Consider the following 18,400-nt stretch of genomic DNA (forward strand, 5'->3'; position numbering starts at 1 on the left):
TCTAAATGGTGAACAGGAACTTATCAAGGCTTTTTCTATCCCTTGTCCAACAAAAACCCCAAAGTCCTTGACAGAAAATGCGTTTTCTGTTAAAAAGTAACATGAATAGACAGACACCCCCCCTTTGGAGGTTTTTCATGGCGCGTGTGTGGCGCCGTTGGCAAAAAGAAGCGAACAGACGTCTGACCATCATGGTGATCCCCCACGGGGTCGCGCGTCCGCGCCAGATTTCTCTCCCCATCCCTTTCCTGGCCGTTTTGTTTGTGTCCTGGACAGTGTTGACCGGGTGGGCCGGTTTTGCCGCGTCCGAACGGTTCGATTATTGGCGCGCGCGGGTGAACAGCCACTTCCTCAAGATGAAGCTGACTTATCTCAATAACCAGGTCAGTCAATCCCGAGCCATGATGGACGAAGTTAAGACGTTGGAAGCCGAATTGCGAACCCTCATTGGATTAGGGAGCCGGGAAGCCATTATTCAGACCGACCCCCCCTCCAACCTATCGGGGCCCCCGACTTCATTAGGGGGACCTTCTTTGGAAGATGCCAACGCTTTGGAACGATCCCTCCAATCGGGCATTCCCGAAATACGTTTCGAGGAGATGGCTCGATCCATCCGCGCTCTACGTTCGGAAGCGGAGGAACGACTGGCGGGGGTTCGTGCGCTCAACCATGAGATTGATTCAAAACGAAAAATTTATCGGGCGACACCCAACCTCTGGCCCGTTTCAGGGTATCTCACCTCCCATTTTGGGTCTCGACTCTCCCCCATCGATGGGTTCCGAGAATCTCACCAAGGCATGGACATTGCAGGCCCGGAGGGATCCCCGATAAGGGTCACTGCGGACGGTGTGGTCAAACTGGCGGGATGGGCTGGCGGGTATGGGAACGTGGTCGTGGTGGATCACGGCCTCGGCTACTCCACCCGCTATGGCCACAACCGCCAGGTCGTTGTCAAAACCGGTGACCGGGTAAAAAGAGGTCAGGTGATTGCCCTCATGGGCCAAACCGGAAAAGCCACTGGCCCCCATTGTCATTACGAAGTATGGTATAATGGTCACGCTGTGAATCCATCCAAATTCCTCATCAAGCACACCTCCTAATGTTCGGTAAAAAGGACATGGAAACGACCCATATGGAGACGATCATCGGGCCCGGTTCCCGGTTTCAGGGAACAATTCGATCCAAGGGATTTGTTCGCATTGACGGGATTGTGGAAGGGGGAATCTCCGCGGAAGGCGTTATCGTGGGTGAAAAAGCCCATATCACGGGGGACATCCTTGCCAAAATGGTTTTTGTTGCGGGGAAAGTAACGGGAAACGTCACGGCGGCCCAGGCCCTTGAACTTCAACCCAAAGGCCAAATCCGAGGGGACGTGCGGGCGGTCCAGCTGTCCATTGCGGACGGGGCTCTCTTTGAGGGGAATTGTCTCATGACAGTTGAAAAAATAGGCGCCGTGGACCTGTCCGAGGTCCGTTCCACCTCACCCGCCGTGTCTCCTTCCTAACCTTTCCCGATGAAATGGTTTCGCGATCACCGAAAAAAAATCATCCTGAGCGTTGTCGCCATCTTTGTCGTGGGGACATTCGCAAGCTTCGGAAGCTATTTTTTTGACCAATCCCCTTTTGATGCCGCGATCCTCGTTAACAATCGAAAAATTCCCTATAAACGGTTCGAGACACTTTACGGACAAGTCTTGGAAGACCAAAGGCAACGCTCGCCATCCCCATTGACAAACCCCCAGCGGGAGTATCTCAAACGACAAGTGGTTCAGAGTCTTGTTCAGGAAGAAGTTTTTGTCAACCAAGCGGAAAATCTCGGCATAAAAGTAACCGACACCGAACTGGCCCAAGTCCTCCAAACGGTTCCCGCGTTTCAACGGGAAGGCCGGTTCGACCCCCAACTCTACCGTGAAGCATTGGGAAGGATTCGTCTACGGGTGGAGGATTTTGAATCGGAACAACGACGACAACTGATGGCACAAAAAACTCAGTTTATTATGGCGTCAGGAGTCAAAATTTCCTCCCTGGAATTCCCCGCCAAAGTAAAAACCGCCTTGGCTCAGGGCACGGAGGAAGTTAAAAAAAAGATCCTGGAAAATCCCAATGAATTCAGAGACGAAGTTCGCCGTAACGAAATGCAGGCGTGTTTGCAGGAATGGTATTCAGACGTGAGTACTCGGCTTAAAGTGAAAGTCCAATTAGCAAAATTAGAAACACCCACCGTTGAACCGCCTCCCAACCCCGAACCCGCCCCGCCCTCCACTCCCTAAAAATAACCTCTGATCCGAAGCAACGCACCCAGCCTTTAGCGCTTTTCCAAGCAACTCCCAAACACCTCGAAGGGGGAGGCCCACGATGGTATCAAAATCCCCTTCGAAAGAATAAATATAGGGGTTGCCCCGGGCCTGAGCGGCGTAAGCCCCAGCTTTATCGTGATTTAATTTGGAAAAATGGCGAAGTTCCTGTGGACTAAATTTTCGCATTTGAACACGGGAGCGGAACACACAGGTCCAGACCCGCCTGCCGGGGCAAAGAGCCAGGGCCAAACCCGTGTAAACGTCATGCCATTTCCCACTTAATTCAGAGAGTATCCGAAAGGCATCTGACTGGTCCACAGGCTTTCCGTACACCCTCCCTCTGCGGGCAACCACGGTATCCGCGCCAAGAGAGAGTCCACGTGTAAATCGCCGCGCCACGGCCACCGCTTTTTGGCGCGCTAATTTCTTAACGTAACGGGAAACCCTCTCCCCCGGTTGATGAGGGAACTCCACCACCCCACTGGGGACAACGCGGAAACCCGGGACAATTCGTCGTAACAGGACCCGCCTCCGGGGCGAAAGAGAGGCCAGGAAGAAGTCCGGTTTTTCGAAAATTTTTCTGCGCTGTTTTTTCTGCTCTTTCCCCATCTTTTTGGCCACAAGAATACGCGAACTCAAGAAACGGAAGAAACCACCCACGACAGATAGGCCGACGAACCACTTTGGATGGGAATGGAAACGATTTCAGGGACAGCGGAGGGATGGAGGGACTTGACCCGTCGCTTAAGGGCGAGAAATCGGGCGGCGGTTGTTTTCGCCAAAAGGAGGTGTTCCAAAGCCTGTTCAACTTTTCCATTCCAACGGTAAATAGATGTGACGTTTCCGACAATGTTGACACAAGCCGCCAACCGTTCTTTCACAAGAGTTCTGGCTATGCGTCGCGAGACCCGAACGTTCGGCGTCGTTATGAAAACGACCACCGTGCGGTTCACGCCAGGGACAGGGGCAATTCTCCGGCGCGAACAAGACGCTGAAGGAGCGTCACGAGCGCCGGATCAAACTGTTTTCCAGAACAGCTTTCGACCTCTTTAAGAGCGACGTCCAGAGGGAGAGGTTTTCGGCCCTGGAACCCAGCGGTTAAACCGTCAAAAGACTCCACCAGCGCGATCACCCGGGAAGCCATAGGGATTTCCTCACCTGTAAGACGGTCTGGTGTCCCCTCCCCGTCCCATCGCTCGTTGACGTGGCGGATGAGGATCGCGGCTTCAGAAAGTAACGGGTCGGAAGCCAATCCTTCAGAGCTGATGCGAGGAACACTCAAGAGAAGTTCCCGATCCTTGGGTAAAAGATCTCCCGTCTTAGAGAGGATTTCGGGTGGGATCCCCACCTTGCCCCTATTAAATAAAAGAGATGCCCACTCCGCCTCCCGAAGGGCCTGAGGCGACCAGTGGAGAGATTTCCCCAGGAGCACGACCATTCGCCGAAGTCGGTCCGCTCGCCCCGCCCCCCCTCCGGGGGAATCCAGGAGATCGGCGTTGCAAGCCAAAATAGAAAAAGCGGTATCCCTTAACATTTGATGTTCGAAGGCTTTGTCCAGCGCCACCGCGCCCAACAACGCCAACCCCGACAAACTCTCACCATCTTCGGTTGAAAAAGGAAGGCCGTCCTTCCGGTTGATGGCCTCGACCACCCCAACCAAACGCCCCTCCACCAGTAACGGCCCCGCCAAAACGGAGCGCGTCATGATCCCAGGAACTTCATCGATGGATTTAGAAAAATGGTCTTCCCGCGTCACGTCCTCTACTTGAACCAGGCCCATCCGGTCCGCGGCGCACCCCGCTAGTCCTTCTCCTTTTTTAAACGAAGGGGGATTCCCAATATTTGGAGCCATTCCAGCGGTGGAAAAACCAAGAGAAAACCGTTCGTTTTTCGGCGCCCAAACAAAAAGCTGAAGGGCTTGAGCGTTCACGAGCCGAGCCGCCAATTCCCCGAAATTTCTCATCACCGTTTGGGGGTCTAAGGAAAAAGCAAGTGGTTCGATGGAACGAAGGAGCCGCACCCTTTGTTCAGCCGGGGTGGCCGCATCCGTTAATGCTTTGGCTTTCTCCAACTCTTCCGTAAGAACCTGAACTTGGCGGGCGTTAACATCCCGTGACTGAAGGGCAATTTCAAGAAGGGCATGGGTTTCTTTTAATTGGGATTGGGCGTCCCGAGCCATCCGACGGGCCTCTAGGAATTCATCGGAGGAGGGGCCTGAGCCAGGAGGAGGAACCACCGGGGAGGGATTCGAAGACCCGTTCCCACGCAAGCGGGTGACCTCCAGAACGAGCGCGATCTGTTGGGCCAGTGAAACCGCCAATTCCATATCGCTGGCCGAAAAGGTTCCCTTCGGTGTCTTATTGAACAATTCCAATACACCCACACGTTTTCCCTCCAACTGGAGGGGAACAGAAAGAAGATTAAGAACCTGGTAATTGACAGCGTCGGCCATGTCCTTACGAAAAGCTTGATTTTTGGACACGTCCGGAAGAATAACGGGCTCGCCACTTTGATACACTTGACCCACGATTCCTTCCGTTAAACGAACCCGGAACAACCGGAGCGCTTTCTCCTTGGCAGCGGCCTGTAAAACGGGGAGGTGAGCCCACCGTAGGGCCGCCAACTCAAATACGCCAGCGCCTTCCTCCGCTAACGCAATGGCCCCCGCTTCGGCTCCCACCCATTCCAACACTTTCCCCAAGAGATCATTAAGAACATGTTCCTTGGGAGCCGTGGACGTGGCAAATTGGGACACCATATGAAGACCGGCGGTTTGCCGCTCCAGTGCCTTCACTGAATCGAAGAGTATGTCCCGGGCGCCCGCCACTTAGTTCTCCACGCGCGACACGCAGCGGAGCGCCAACGGACAGCCCCCACACAACGGGCGGGCTCGGCAATGGGCTTTCGCGTGAGCGACAACGAGAGCATGAAACTCTTTTCGCGTGGGGGCAGAAGGCTCCACGCGCTGGTGAAAGAAGGACTGGATCATGGCGTAGTCATTGTAGCGAAAAAATGAAAGGCGGTGGGCAAGCCTTTTGGTGTAAGTGTCCACAACGAAGACCGGATGACCTCCCGCGTACAACAAAATTGAGTCAGCGGTTTCGGGCCCCACCCCGGACAGGCGCAATAATTCCGCTCGCGCTACCGACACATCCTGATGAAGGAGGGCAGACAGAGATCCGTTCCACCGGGTCAAGAGATACCGCGCAAGCGATTGAAGTCGGGCGGCTTTTTGATGGAAAAATCCTGAGGGGCGGATGAGTTGGGCCAGTCGATCCACCGGACACCTCCCAATACATTGGGGGGAGGACGTCTTTGAGCGACGCAAATGGGAGAAGGCTTTCTCCACGTTCAACCAGGAGGTGTTCTGTGTGAGGATCGCCCCCACCGCCACCTCCCATTGCTGGGCAGGGTTGAGGGCACCGATCGTCCAACGGGAATCATAAACCGCGGGTCGTCCCGGAACAGGCGCCACAGGCCACCACCCTTGGGGACCATAATATCGAAGAAGGGAACGATAAACCCACCGGACGGTGGGGCACGAAGGGGACAAACCCTTACCCCATCGTTTCTTCAAGGGACGCTCGGTGGCGTTGAGCGTAGCCCCGATACCGGCGCGCATTTTCCCGTAAACCTTTTTGTTCGCGGGCGGTTAAGGGCCGAACCGTTCGGGCCGGCCGGCCGAGGGACAGATGCCCGGCAGGAACCCGCGTCCCCGGAGACACCAACGTTCCGGCACCAATCAGAGCCCCTTTCCCGATGACGGCTCCCCCCAACACTATGGACCCCATTCCGATGAGGGCCCCGTCCTCCACATGACACGAATGCAAAATAGTTCCGTGGCCCACGGTAACGTTTTTTCCCACCACCATCGGAACGCCATGATCCGTGTGGAGAACAGCGTTATCTTGAATATTGGATCCGGCTCCAACGGCAATCGATTCAATGTCTCCCCGGAGAACAGCTCCCGGCCAAACGGACACCCCCGCTCCTAAACGAACGTTCCCAATCACCTCAGCAGAAGGATGAACAAAAGCCGTTCGAGATACAACAGGTTTCTCCCGCCCAAACACGCGGATCACGATTTCTTTTTCCGTCCTCCCAGGAATTTTTGGAGCACCGCCTTCTGCACATGAAGCCGGTTTTCGGCTTGCTGAAAAACCACCGCTCTGGGACTTTCCAAAACAGCGGCCGTAATTTCTTCCTCCCGATGGGCGGGCAAACAGTGAAGAACCACCGCCTGTGGATTCGCCCCCGCCAAGAGAGCCTCGTTCACCTGGTAGGGCCGGAAAATCTTTCGTCGCTTCTTCACCTCAGCTTCCTGCCCCATCGACGTCCAAACATCGGTGTACACCACGTGCGCTCCGAGAACCGCCTGACGAGGATCCCGCAAGACCTCCACCCGCGCCCCCGTTTTTTGAGAGAGAGCCGCGGCCCGGAGTTGGAACCCCTTCTCGGGCGCATACCCCGATGGACAGGCGGCCGTAAACCGAAGGCCCAAAAGCCCCGCCGCCAACATCCACGAGTGTGCCATGTTGTTTCCATCGCCCACATACGCGATGTGAAGTTTCCGGAGACCCGCCACGGTCTTGAGCCGAAAGGATTCCATCACGGTCAACAAATCCGCCAACACCTGACAGGGGTGTTCCTTATCGGTCAGCCCATTAATCACGGGGACATCAGCGGAACGGGCTAACGTTTCCATATCGTCATGACGGTGCGCCCGAATCATGATCCCCGAGAGGTAGCGGGAGAGAGTTCGCGCGGTGTCGGCAAGGGTTTCACCCCGTTTCAATTGAAGTTGTTGTTCGCTCAGAGTGAGGGCCAGGCCCCCCATTTCATACATGGCCACCGCAAAAGAGACCGCGGTTCGCGTCGATGGCTTTTGAAAAATCATACCCAACGACTTTCCGGCCAAGGATCTCCGAGGGACGCGATGGCTCTTTAATCGAACCGCTGTGAGAAGAATGTCCTCGATATCGGGGGCGGACAAATCCGCCATGGATAGAAAATCTTTTGAATTCATAAAAGGTCCTTTCGTCATTGTCCCCAATGGGGAGTGAAACTTCGTCCGGGGATGGGGCCCAGAGGTCGGGGACTCGAGCCATCGGCTCCCATCACCCACAGTTCCGGTCGGCCCCGACGGGTACTGCTGAAAACGACATGCCGGCCGTCCGGAGACCAGGAAGCGTTTTCGTTATCTCCTTCGCCATAAGTCAGACGGGAGAGTTTCCCTGTGGCCACTTCCAAGGTCCAAAGGTCAAAATATTTCTTTTCCAATTGAGTGAACACCAACAGGTGGCCCAGCGGCGACCAATGGGGGGAATCGGCCTGGGGCCCGCTGGTCCCGCGACGAATGTTGGCGCCGCTGGCGTCCATGAAATAAATCTGGGGAGACCCCGGTCGGTCCGATGTAAACGCCACGCGCAACCCATCCGGAGAAACGGTGGGGGCCGTGTCCACAGCGGAGGAATTTGTTAAAACCTGGATCACCCGACCGTCCAGATCCACCTGGGATAGATTGGGGGACCGCCCATCCGAAAGGGTCGCCACAATGGATTTCCCATCCGGCATCCACGCCGCGGCGGAATTGAGCCCATCGTAGCGACACAGGGCCGTTTTGTCCCGGCCGTCCGACCGCATCTTGTAAATGGCTGGCCGTCCCTCACGAAAAGAGGTAAAAATAATCCATTCCCCGTCAGGTGAAAGTTTTGGGAAAAGAGAGATGACCCGATCGTTGGTCAATCGCTGGAAATTGGCCCCATCCGCGTCCACGATACACACCTCTTTCGACCCGGTCGTATCGTTGACAAAAACCACCCGACTGGAAGCGATCCCGGATTGTCCGGTAAAATAGAGAACGATCTCGTCGGCCCATCGGTGCGCGGCCCGCCGCGCCCCCTCATCTAAAAGAAACTTCTTCGCCAGAACCGTCCGGCCGGTGTTGGCGTCCCGTAATTCCACCGCAAACTGACGTCGTCCCAACAGAGCCTTCTCCACCGACCCCACGCTCACCACATCGGCCCCCAACCGGGACCATCCTTCCGTCAACTTAGGGGCCCCCGAGGATGGGCCTCCCTCCATAAGTCGAAAGAGACCAGTGAACCCGAGATCGTTTTTGACCACTCGAAAAATTTCAGCCGCCTGATCCGGCGAATCCAGTAGAGAGCGATCCGTTTTGATCGAGGCCAATCCCAGATCGATTTTATCTCCTGTTGCCGAAAGTTCCAGATAGAGAGAATCCGCCATCAATGGAACCGCGAGGAACAACATCGGGATGTGAAGGAGAAATTTCATACCACTCCAGCCTACGGCGCCGAGCTTTTTTGGGGGGGGGCTGGGGGAGGACTCGCCTTGGGTTTCACCGCAGGCTTTGGTTTAGGTTTCGGCGCCAGCTCGTCTGTGTCTCCGCGAAGGACTTTGAGCCGTCCGTGAGCGGTTTGGGCTTCTTTGCGATGGGGGTAACTCCGCCTCAACCCATCAAAAATTTTGATGGCCTCGGGTGTTTTCCCCATCTGCTCCAGCGTCAACCCTTTCTGCAACAACGCCGTGGGAACCTGCCTGGATTTCGGGTACGCGGTGAGAACCGCGTTAAACGCTTCGAGAGCCTCTTCCCAATTCTTCTGCGCGAAATGACTTTCGCCTATAAAATATTGGGCTTGAGGAGCTCGTTCGGTATCGGGGTATTGATCCAGATAGGTCTGAAAAATTTCAATCGCTTGACCGTAGCGACGTTTGGCGAATTCGTTTGCCCCCGCTTGGTAGAACCGGGAAGGGGAAGGAGCCGGTATGGATTTTACCCCTTGCACAGTTTTTACCACAGCGTCCAGACGGTTGGAGGTGTTTTTATCCAAATCGTCAATACGAGTGGCCAACCCCATCATATTGTTGTCGGTTTCCACCAACTGAGACGACAGGGATTCCAGTTTTCCTGTGAGCTCTTCCATCTTGGCCGAGAGATCGGCTTGATTGCCCTGGAGAGATTCCTGATTATCCCGGAGAGCGTCCTGGAATTTTCCTTGAACTTTTTGTTGGGCCGACAATGAGGATTGAAGTCGGACGATGTCCCCTCGAAGATCAGTGATCTCCTGGCTGGTGGCCAAGCAACCGGAGAACACCAGAGCAGAACCAAGGAAAAAGAGAGGAATTTTTGTCATAAAAAGAACCCGCCGCCTTCCCACCCCAAGGGCAGAAAGGCGGCGGTGTTTTGAATTTATTTCGGAAGCGGAACGCTGACAGGAGCGGCCGCTTTGAGCGTGGTCTCGCCACGCCGGTTCTGAGCCCAGCAATAATCGGAGGACTCGGTGCAGAGGGGTCGTTCTTCGCCAAAGGAAACCGTTTCCAGAGCGGCTTTGGATACACCCAACGTGACGTAGTAGTCCCGTACCGATTTGGCGCGTCGCTGACCCAACGCCATATTGTATTCCAAGGTCCCGCGATCATCGCAATGGCCTTCCACACGGATCATCACCCCAGGAGCCGTTTTGCGAATCGCCTTCAAAACCGCCGCGTTCTTTTTCAGGCTGGCTCGCGCTTCAGCCGTCAAGTCGGATTTCATGTAGTCAAAACGGATCGCGTCAATGAAGCCCGGGGCGGTGGCCCACGTGTTCCCCACATTCACAGTGGGAACCACGGGAACAATTTCTTCCACAGGAACGGGAGCGACAATCTCCACAGGCTCAGCTTCCACCATCGGGCCCTTGGCTTTAGGACAGCCGGTCAGAGCCAAACCGAAGGCCACCAGAGTGAAACCAGATAAAACGATTTTATAGGTTGAATTCATGGGTATCTCCTTAATAAGTGTAAACAATGATTCCGGATGAGAGAGAGTTAACCATATTCCCCCCCTTTTAAGCAAGCGTTGCAAAAAAAGCTGTTTTTTTGTATCATTCTGTTTCACTATCATGGCGAATTCTGCGGCTCCTATCCCTTTTGCCCGCGCGTTGGACAATGTCAAGAACCGCCTAGCGGCCGCGGCAAAACGCGCCCGACGCCCCCCCGACCCGGTGGAGATCATGGCCGTTACAAAAAGGATTTCCACCGAGAGAATGGAAGAAGCCCTGTCCCTTGGCCTTCGTCAGTTTGGCGAAAGCCGCGTGCAGGAAGCGTTCAAAAAGCGGGAAACTTTTCTGGACCGGTTTCCACCGGAACAAGCCCCCCGCTGGCATCTGATCGGGCATCTGCAGACCAATAAACTGAGACGGGCGGTGGAACTCTTTGATTGTATCCAATCCGTGGACAGTTTGAAACTGGCTGAACTTTTGGACAAAGAGGGCGAACGGCGAGCCCAACCGGTCAGTTGTCTGGTGGAAGTTAAAATCTCGAAAGAACCTAATAAACAAGGGCTTCCCCCCGACCATCTGACCGCGTTTCTGGATTTGGCATCACGTCTTTCGTTCTTAAGAATTGAAGGACTCATGGGCGTTGCTCCTCTCTTCAAAGACAGTGAGAAAACCAGGCCCTATTTCGCCTCATTGAGGTCCCTCTTTGAACGAAACAAGGGAGCGTTCATGGTTCCCCGCCCTGTACTGTCTATGGGGATGTCCCAAGACTTTGAAGTGGCCGTCGAGGAAGGGAGCACCATGGTCCGCATCGGGTCCGCCCTTTTTGGTGATCGGGAGTGACCCTTCGATTGGCGGTTTTGGGAGCGGGGAACATGGGGGGAGCTCTGGTCGCGGGACTCCTCTCCGCCAAACGAGTTCAGCCCGGACAGGTCACGGTCGCGGACGTTGATGGGAAAAAACGTGCCGCGTTAAAGAATAAGTGGCGTGTGCGCACCGAAAAGGACAATCGGATCGCGATCCGAGGAGCGAATGTCGTTCTCCTCTGTGTTAAACCGCAGCAGGTTTCAGGCGTTTTGCGGGAAATCGCCGGAGAGGTGAGTGAACAAACCCTCGTGGTCTCTGTGGCGGCGGGTGTCCGAACGAGACAGATCGAGAATTTGCTGGGAAAGGTTCCCGTCATTCGGGCCATGCCGAACACCCCCGCTCTTCTTCGGGCCGGGGCCATGGTTTTTGCCTTGGGCCGTTACGCGGGCCGGAATCACGCAGGGATCGCCCAAACAATTTTATCGTCCCTGGGGCTGGTGTGGAAAGTTCCCGAGACACAAATGGACGCTGTCACAGCCCTTTCTGGATCGGGGCCGGCCTACGTTTTTTATCTGGCGGAATGTTTAGCCGCCGCTGGCGTCTCCATGGGATTACCGAAAGGTCTTGCGGATGGGCTTGCGCACCAGACCGTTTATGGTGCGGGTCGCATGCTGGCAGAAACATCGGTTCCAGCGGAAGAACTCCGGCGGCGGGTCACAAGCCCGGGGGGAACCACTGAAGCGGCCCTAGCCGTGTTGGCCAAAGACGATATGGCGGGTCTTTTTAAAAAAGCGGTGACCGCAGCGCTCCGTCGGTCCCAAGAATTATCGGCGGGAGATTAAATTAAAATTATTGGTTTGATTGAACCTGTCGTCCGAAAATTTTCGGGGAGATCACCCCCCTGCGTGAGAAATGCAAAGGAGACGCACCCATGATCATCCGTGTCCGAGTGATACCAAACGCCGTCCGGAGCGAAGTGGTGGGCCGTATTGGCTCCACTGTGCGCGTGAAGGTGGCCGCCCCGGCTATTGACGGGAAAGCCAACGCGGAACTGACCAACTTCTTGGCGGAGTTCTTCGAAGTGAAAAACCGAAGCGTCAAGATTGTTCGCGGCCAAAAAGGGAAAGAGAAAACCGTGGAAATTTCAGGTCGCACTGAAGAAGAGCTTGAAGACGTTATGGAAACGATCCCCTGAGAACGCGCCCGGCCCTTAGGGCCGGGCGTTTTTCCATGTCCCCCGTCGCTCCGAATCAACGATCTCTAAATAACCAACCGGAGCGGGAGCCTGTCCAGGCTTACCGTTGGAAGCACACGCGACTTGATGTTTTGGAACAACGGGACCTGCCCCGCCGTATTCGATGGGTCCCCTGTCGAACCCACGAGGCGGTGGCTCGGGCGATCCGGGACATGTCCATCCGCGGGGCGCCCGCCATTGGGTGTGCCGCCGCCTTTGGTCTCGCGCTCGCCGCACGGGAACGGGCCTTTCGCCGTCCGAGCGACCTCATCTCCCACCTCAACAAGGCCAGAACCGTCTTGGCCGCCACGCGGCCCACCGCCGTGAATCTGTTTTGGGCTTTGAACCGAATGGCCCGGCTGTGGGAAACCCCTCCCCTTCAAATCCACAATCTCCCCCAAACTCTTGAACGGGAAGCGCTGGCTATTCATCACGACGATATCGCCTCCTGCCGAGCCATCGGGGACGCCGGGGCAAAGCTTCTGCCCCAACACGCCGTGGTCTTAACCCATTGCAACGCGGGCGCCCTGGCCACCGCTGGATACGGGACGGCTTTAGGCGTGATTCGTTCCGCCCACGCGCAGGGGAAAATCAAGCGGGTGTATGCGGACGAAACCCGTCCATACCTCCAAGGCGTCCGACTGACCGCCTGGGAATTGGACCGGGAAGGGATCCCCTACACGGTTCTGACCGATAATATGGCCGGCCACATTTTTAAATCTGAAAAAATTTCCGCTGTGATTGTGGGGGCCGACCGAGTCGCCGCCAATGGCGACACCGCCAACAAGATTGGGACTTACGGTTTGGCCATTCTGGCCCAATACCATGGAGTTCCGTTTTACGTGGCCGCCCCCTTCTCGACCATGGACCGCTCGACCCGTACCGGAGCCGGAATTCCCATTGAAGAACGTTCGCCTCAAGAGGTTTTAACCTTGGGCGGAATCGCCCTCGCCCCGAAAAAAGCCCAGGCCCGTCACCCCGCTTTTGACGTCACGCCCGCCAAACTGATCACCGCCATCATTACCGAACGCGGGGTTTTCACCCCGTCCCAATTGGCGAAATTTAACCCCTAACGTCCGCCACGCGATTTACGAAATGGCGCCGTCCCCCACACGAACGGGTCCAGATTCGCTAGAATGATCTCCCTATGAAACCCAAATTTAACGTTCAACTCCCCAGAACGAACTTCCCCATGAAAGCGGATCTCCCGATTCGGGAACCCGAACTCTTGTCCCAATGGGAGAAACAACAGCTCTATAAATTAATCCAAAAAAAGAACGCCGATGGCCCCGCCTTTGTTCTCCACGATGGTCCCCCTTACGCCAATGGGGCGATTCATATGGGACACGCTCTCAACAAAGTTTTGAAAGACATTATCGTGAAGTACAAATCTCTCCAAGGGTTTCGGTCCCCCTACATTCCCGGCTGGGATTGCCACGGGCTCCCCATCGAACATCAACTGATGAAAGAAAAGGGTTGGGACAAACGCAAGGTCGGCCGGCTGCCTTTCCGGCAAGAAGCGGCCCGCTATGCGGACAACTGGATCGACGTTCAACGTCGAGAATTCAAACGGCTGGGCATTCAGGCCGACTGGGACCATCCCTACAAGACCCTCACCCCAGAATATGAGGCGGGTATCGCCAAAACGTTTTACGACCTCCTGGCCAAGGGCCATGTGGTTCAAGACCGCAAACCCGTTTATTGGTGCCCCCAGTGTGAAACGGCACTGGCCGAAGCCGAAGTGGAATACGCAGAAAAAACGTCCACATCCCTTTTCGTCAAATTCCCCATCGTTGAATGGCCCTCCAATGAAGACGCCCAAAAGTTAGCCCGCAGCCACGGGAAAAAAGTCCATGTCCTGATTTGGACCACGACCCCCTGGACTCTCCCCGCGAACGTGGCGTTGGCCTTTCACCCCGAAGGGCGCTACCGCATTTGGGAGTCGCCCAAAACCCATGATCGTTTCCTGGTGGGCGATCCGGGGTGGGCGGTGTTGGAAGAAATGTTTGGTGGTGGAAAATCCGACGCCCCCTCGGTGGATGGGCTGGCCCTGGAAGGCCTGGTTGCCAAAAATCCTGTGAACAACAATGACTCCCAAGGACTGCTCGCTGATTTCGTTTCCTCGTCGGAAGGCACCGGGGTTGTCCACATCGCCCCCGGCCATGGGGAAGACGACTATGTGGCGGGAAAATCCTACGGCCTCCCCGTGTTGTCTCCCGTGGATGACCGGGGTCGATTTTCTGACGACGTCCTGCCTAACGACTTGGCGGGGAAATCCGTGTGGGACGCCAACCCCTTGATTCTTGAACGATTGGCCAAAAACCAACTTTTGTTAAAAGAGACGAAGGTCACCCACAGCTACCCCCATTGCTGGCGATGCAAAAACCCCATTCTGTTCCGGGCGGCTAAACAGTGGTTTTTGAAAGTAACCGATTCGTTTCGCGCGGCCCTCATCAAGAGCACGGACCATGTGGAGTGGATCCCCGATTACGGCCAGGAACGCATCCTGGGTATGTTAAAAACCCGGCCCGATTGGTGCTTGTCCCGTCAACGGTTTTGGGGTACCCCGATCCCCATGTTCCTCTGCGACGCCTGCGGCGAACCCCTGAAAGACCCCGCCGTCTTTGCCCAGGTGGTCGAGGCGTTTCGTGCCCACGGGAGCGACATCTGGTATGAGAAAGATCCGGCTTTTTTTGGGGTGAAAGCCCCTTGCACCAAATGCGGGAAGAGCAAATTTAAAAAAGACGAAGACATTTTGGACGTTTGGTTTGATTCCGGTGTGTCCTGGGTTTCTGTCCTCGGTCAACGGGCCGAGACGAAAAACGTGGGCCGGGAAGACATCATGTATTTGGAAGGGTCCGATCAGCATCGAGGCTGGTTTCAAACGTCACTCCTCCCCGCGGTGGCACTGACCGGTGCGCCCCCTTACGGACGGGTGCTCACCCACGGCTTTGTTTTGGACGGGCAGGGTCGGGCCATGTCCAAGTCCATGGGAAATGTCATTGCGCCCCAAGAACTCATCCAAAAATACGGGGCCGACATCGTTCGCCTTTGGGTGTCCGTAACGGATTACCGGGAAGACGTTCGCCTCTCCCAAGATATCTTAAACCGGGTCATCGACACCTACCGAAAAATTCGAAACACCCTGCGCTTCCTCTTGGGAAATCTGGGGGATTTCGTCCCCGCCCAACACGCCGTTCCGTTCGACCAGATGGATGTTTTGGACCTGGCGGCCCTCTCGGCGTTGAACAAGTTGGTGGACCAAATCACTCGCCATTTTGATGAACAGGAATTTCACCAAGTCACCGCGGCCTTGGCGGACCACTTTTGCATCAACACCCTTTCAGAGTTCTATCTGGATGTCCGAAAAGATGTCCTCTATTGCGACGCGCCCGACGCCCCTCGCCGACGAAGTACTCAGACGGCCCTGTGGCATATGGGCCGAACCCTGGCCCGGGCCCTGGCGCCTTTACTCTCTTTTACTGCCGAGGAAACCTGGCAAACTTTGGGCGAACAAAATCTTCTCGCGGAGGGGGACAATCCCGAAAGCGTCTTCCTGAATCCGTTCCCAAAAGAGATTCCCCTCCCCGCTGGTAAAAATTTCGTCATGGGCGATTTTTTACGGGCCAAACGGGCGGTCAACGAATCTGTGGAAAAAGCGCGCCAGGCCGGCACCGTTAAATCGTCGAACGATTCCGCGATTCATCTCCGGATTCACGAAGGGAACGCCCCGTTGAGCGCGCTTTCTCCTGAAGAGCTCGCGTCCCTCATGGGCGTGGCCCAGGTCACCTTGGAACTCACCTCCACTGGGGAACCCATCGACGTCTTAAGCGTTAAGGCCGCCTCTGGAGAAAAATGTCCCCGGTGCTGGATTTGGCGGGACCTGACAGAGGGGCTCTGTGGTCGTTGTGGGGAAGCAGAAAAAATTCGGGGCCCTTCCCTGACGTGAAACGCTTTATAAGCATCGTCCTGCTTCTCGTTCTCCTTGATCAGGCTTCAAAAATCCTTGTGGAAAGAATCATCCCCCTGGGACACTCTGTTTCTGTCCTTCCCTTTTTCGCCCTGACCCACGTGCAAAACACAGGGGCCGCCTTTGGAATGATGGCCCAGTCCAACCGTTTGTTTGTGGGTCTCACCATCGTGATCCTCGCCCTCTTGGTTAAAATGCACAAAGATCTGACAACCCAGGGTCGGTGGGCCTCCGTGGGAGTTGCCCTGGTGTGGGGCGGTGCGTTGGGGAACCTTGCGGACCGTTTACGACGGGGCGGTGTGACCGATTTTTTAGATGTCCACTGGCACGCCTGGCACTGGCCCGCCTTTAACGTGGCGGATTCGGCTATATCGGTCGGCGTCACTTTCCTTCTGCTACAGAATTTATTGACAGCGAAACCAAAATGACCCCCCCTTCAAAACAAATGCTCTCCACACCCCCCCTCTCCCGTCCCTCCGGGCCACCCTCTCCCGCTTGCGGGAGAGGGAAGGGGAGAGGGGGGGGGCGATCCTTCTAACCATGTACCCCGTTCTTTTTCACTGGGGTCCGTTTTCTCTCCACACCTACGGTTTGTTTGCGGCGTTTGGCTTTTTGGCCGGGTACGGAATTGCTTCCGCCATGGCAAGACGCCGGGAGATTTCCCCTGCCGTTGTTGGGGACGCTCTGTTTCCTCTTCTTCTGGGCGGGCTTCTGGGCGCTCGACTCTTCTATGTTCTTTTCCATGGGGCCGAGTTTTCCGGCCAATGGCTGGACACCCTTAAAATTTGGCAGGGGGGACTGATGTGGCAGGGGGGCTTTCTCGGCGCCCTCGTGGCTTTTGCTCTCTTTCTTCGCCGTCGCCGTTTACCCTTTTTACCGATGACCGATATTTTCGCCCCCGCCGTGGCTGTCGGTCAAGCCCTGGGCCGAATAGGATGCCTCTTCGCCGGCTGTTGTTTCGGCCGGACCTGCGACCTCCCCTGGGCCATCACTTTTCACCACGCCGAAAGCTTGGCTCCTACAGGTCAACCCCTGCACCCCACTCAGCTTTATGACGCGGGACTCAATCTTCTCCTTGCCGCTTTCTTGTTGATCCTGTCCAAATCCCCCTGGTCCAGCCGCGCCGGACGATTAACGGGGGTCTATCTTTTATTGGCTGGCGCGGCACGGCTCGGGGTGGAATACTTCAGGGCGGACGCCCGAGGGACGGGCCTTGGGATTTTTTCGGCCACAGGTCTCGTGGCGATCGGACTTACCATTGCTGGGTCCCTGCTCCTGATCTCCCTCCGAACCCGACAAAAGTCGTGAGCGAAGAAAAATATTTCGTTTTTTCCGGGGAACCGGAACGGCTGGATCGGTTTCTCACGCGGTCCCTGGCCCCCCTCTCCCGGACACGGGTTCAACATTTGATTGATGAGAAAGCCGTAACGGTGAACGGCCAAACAGCCCCCTCCCGTCGGATTCTTGAGAAGGGGGAACAGGTTCAGGTTCGTCTCCCCACCTTTACCGCGCTCCCTCCCGCCGAAACCGAAAGCGTGCCCATTTTGTACGAAGACGCGGACATTATCGTGGTGGACAAACCGGCAGGCCTGGTGGTTCATCCCGCGGGCCCCCACCGGACCGACACGGTCATCCAGCGCCTGTGGCCCAAACTCTCCGCCGGATGGGCCGACGGGGGGCAACGGCCCGCCACGGATCGACCCGGTGTGGTGCATCGCCTGGACCGGGGGACCTCCGGTGTCATGGTGATCGCCAAAACCCCAGCCGCCGCTGAAAACCTTTCCCGCCAATTCGCTGAACGAACCGTCAAGAAAACCTATTTTGCCGTGGTCATGGGAACCGTAAAATCAGCGGGCCGTATCCAGTCCATGGTGGGCCGGTCCCGCAACACACCCCAACGCATGTCCACCGACACGGGCCGTTGGTCTGAAACAGAATACAGCGTCTTGAAATCGTTTCCCCACCATCGCCCCCACCCCGTCACGCTCCTGGAAGTCCACCCCCGCACCGGCCGCACCCACCAAATCCGTGTCCAACTATCGGCCCTGGGCCACCCCCTTCTGGGAGACAAACTCTACGGAGGCCCCCCCGGCCCCCGACCGTTTCTCCATGCTTTTAAAATTGAATTCCGTCACCCAGAAAACTCAAAAACCATGATAATGAAATCGAATCCACCAAAAGATTTTTTGAGGTTTCTTAATTCCCAAGAAATTTAACGGAATCCGGGGTTAAATACCCATTGGGCAAGAAATCAGTGCTTGGGTCGGGGACAGGAACACCTTGACAATACTTGGATTGAGCGCAATCATTAA

20 protein-coding genes are annotated in these 18,400 nt (G+C 55.9%); 11 read left to right on the forward strand and 9 right to left on the reverse strand.

Annotated elements, in window-relative coordinates:
- The first annotated feature begins 137 nt into the window (after positions 1-137).
- Genes JNK54_01020 through JNK54_01030 form a run of 3 tightly spaced genes read left to right on the forward strand, consistent with a single transcriptional unit; the run spans position 138 to position 2,269 of the window.
- Positions 138-1,100, forward strand: a complete 963-nt coding sequence (locus JNK54_01020) for a peptidoglycan DD-metalloendopeptidase family protein (protein ID MBL8022851.1) — start codon at positions 138-140, stop codon at positions 1,098-1,100.
- Positions 1,101-1,117: 17 nt separating this feature from the next.
- Positions 1,118-1,504 carry a polymer-forming cytoskeletal protein gene (locus JNK54_01025; protein ID MBL8022852.1) on the forward strand — a complete coding sequence of 129 codons (387 nt, stop codon included), beginning with the start codon at positions 1,118-1,120 and terminating at the stop codon, positions 1,502-1,504.
- Between the two features lie 9 nt (positions 1,505-1,513).
- Positions 1,514-2,269 carry a SurA N-terminal domain-containing protein gene (locus JNK54_01030; GenBank protein MBL8022853.1) on the forward strand — a complete coding sequence of 252 codons (756 nt, stop codon included), beginning with the start codon at positions 1,514-1,516 and terminating at the stop codon, positions 2,267-2,269.
- Here JNK54_01030 and maf read toward each other — a convergent pair.
- Genes maf through JNK54_01075 form a run of 9 tightly spaced genes read right to left on the reverse strand, consistent with a single transcriptional unit; the run spans position 2,207 to position 10,079 of the window.
- Positions 2,207-2,935, reverse strand: coding sequence for a septum formation protein Maf (maf, locus tag JNK54_01035; protein ID MBL8022854.1), 729 nt, complete (start codon positions 2,933-2,935; stop codon positions 2,207-2,209). The genes JNK54_01030 and maf overlap by 63 nt on opposite strands.
- Positions 2,932-3,249, reverse strand: coding sequence for a divalent-cation tolerance protein CutA (locus JNK54_01040; protein ID MBL8022855.1), 318 nt, complete (start codon positions 3,247-3,249; stop codon positions 2,932-2,934). The genes maf and JNK54_01040 overlap by 4 nt, the downstream gene beginning before the upstream one ends.
- Positions 3,246-5,123 (reverse strand): GAF domain-containing protein, encoded by a 1,878-nt coding sequence (locus JNK54_01045; GenBank protein MBL8022856.1) that lies wholly within the window; start codon positions 5,121-5,123, stop codon positions 3,246-3,248. Before JNK54_01045 ends, JNK54_01040 begins: the two co-directional genes overlap by 4 nt.
- Positions 5,124-5,918 (reverse strand): endonuclease III domain-containing protein, encoded by a 795-nt coding sequence (locus JNK54_01050; GenBank protein MBL8022857.1) that lies wholly within the window; start codon positions 5,916-5,918, stop codon positions 5,124-5,126.
- Entirely contained in the window at positions 5,854-6,381 is a 528-nt protein-coding gene (locus JNK54_01055; protein MBL8022858.1) for a gamma carbonic anhydrase family protein, read from the reverse strand. The genes JNK54_01050 and JNK54_01055 overlap by 65 nt, the downstream gene beginning before the upstream one ends.
- Complete coding sequence (gene argF / locus JNK54_01060) at positions 6,375-7,322, reverse strand: ornithine carbamoyltransferase (GenBank protein ID MBL8022859.1); 948 nt, start codon at positions 7,320-7,322, stop codon at positions 6,375-6,377. The genes JNK54_01055 and argF overlap by 7 nt, the downstream gene beginning before the upstream one ends.
- A 14-nt stretch (positions 7,323-7,336) precedes the next feature.
- Positions 7,337-8,593 (reverse strand): PD40 domain-containing protein, encoded by a 1,257-nt coding sequence (locus tag JNK54_01065; GenBank protein MBL8022860.1) that lies wholly within the window; start codon positions 8,591-8,593, stop codon positions 7,337-7,339.
- Between the two features lie 11 nt (positions 8,594-8,604).
- Complete coding sequence (ybgF, locus tag JNK54_01070) at positions 8,605-9,453, reverse strand: tol-pal system protein YbgF (GenBank protein MBL8022861.1); 849 nt, start codon at positions 9,451-9,453, stop codon at positions 8,605-8,607.
- Between the two features lie 56 nt (positions 9,454-9,509).
- Positions 9,510-10,079: an OmpA family protein gene (locus JNK54_01075; protein ID MBL8022862.1), complete on the reverse strand. Its 570-nt coding sequence runs from the start codon at positions 10,077-10,079 to the stop codon at positions 9,510-9,512.
- 121 nt (positions 10,080-10,200) lie between these two features.
- Between JNK54_01075 and JNK54_01080 the strand changes: the two genes are divergently transcribed.
- The 8 genes from JNK54_01080 (at position 10,201) to JNK54_01115 (ending at position 18,304) form a co-directional block, all read left to right on the forward strand.
- Positions 10,201-10,920, forward strand: a complete 720-nt coding sequence (locus JNK54_01080) for a YggS family pyridoxal phosphate-dependent enzyme (GenBank protein MBL8022863.1) — start codon at positions 10,201-10,203, stop codon at positions 10,918-10,920.
- Between the two features lie 32 nt (positions 10,921-10,952).
- Positions 10,953-11,726 (forward strand): pyrroline-5-carboxylate reductase, encoded by a 774-nt coding sequence (locus tag JNK54_01085; GenBank protein ID MBL8022864.1) that lies wholly within the window; start codon positions 10,953-10,955, stop codon positions 11,724-11,726.
- An 89-nt stretch (positions 11,727-11,815) separates the two neighbouring features.
- Complete coding sequence (locus JNK54_01090; GenBank protein MBL8022865.1) at positions 11,816-12,079, forward strand: YggU family protein; 264 nt, start codon at positions 11,816-11,818, stop codon at positions 12,077-12,079.
- Between the two features lie 35 nt (positions 12,080-12,114).
- Complete coding sequence (gene mtnA / locus JNK54_01095) at positions 12,115-13,191, forward strand: S-methyl-5-thioribose-1-phosphate isomerase (GenBank protein MBL8022866.1); 1,077 nt, start codon at positions 12,115-12,117, stop codon at positions 13,189-13,191.
- A 74-nt stretch (positions 13,192-13,265) separates the two neighbouring features.
- Positions 13,266-16,067 carry an isoleucine--tRNA ligase gene (gene ileS, locus JNK54_01100; GenBank protein ID MBL8022867.1) on the forward strand — a complete coding sequence of 934 codons (2,802 nt, stop codon included), beginning with the start codon at positions 13,266-13,268 and terminating at the stop codon, positions 16,065-16,067.
- Positions 16,064-16,516, forward strand: a complete 453-nt coding sequence (gene lspA / locus JNK54_01105; protein ID MBL8022868.1) for a signal peptidase II — start codon at positions 16,064-16,066, stop codon at positions 16,514-16,516. Before ileS ends, lspA begins: the two co-directional genes overlap by 4 nt.
- A gap of 112 nt (positions 16,517-16,628) precedes the next feature.
- On the forward strand, positions 16,629-17,396 hold the full coding sequence (gene lgt, locus JNK54_01110; GenBank protein ID MBL8022869.1) for a prolipoprotein diacylglyceryl transferase: 768 nt from the start codon (positions 16,629-16,631) through the stop codon (positions 17,394-17,396).
- A complete protein-coding gene (locus JNK54_01115) occupies positions 17,393-18,304 on the forward strand; it encodes an RluA family pseudouridine synthase (protein MBL8022870.1) in 912 nt (303 codons plus the stop codon). The genes lgt and JNK54_01115 overlap by 4 nt, the downstream gene beginning before the upstream one ends.
- Positions 18,305-18,400: the final 96 nt, after the last annotated feature.

Source organism: Elusimicrobiota bacterium (assembly GCA_016788905.1).
Classification (GTDB): Bacteria; Elusimicrobiota; Elusimicrobia; order FEN-1173; family FEN-1173; genus JADKHR01.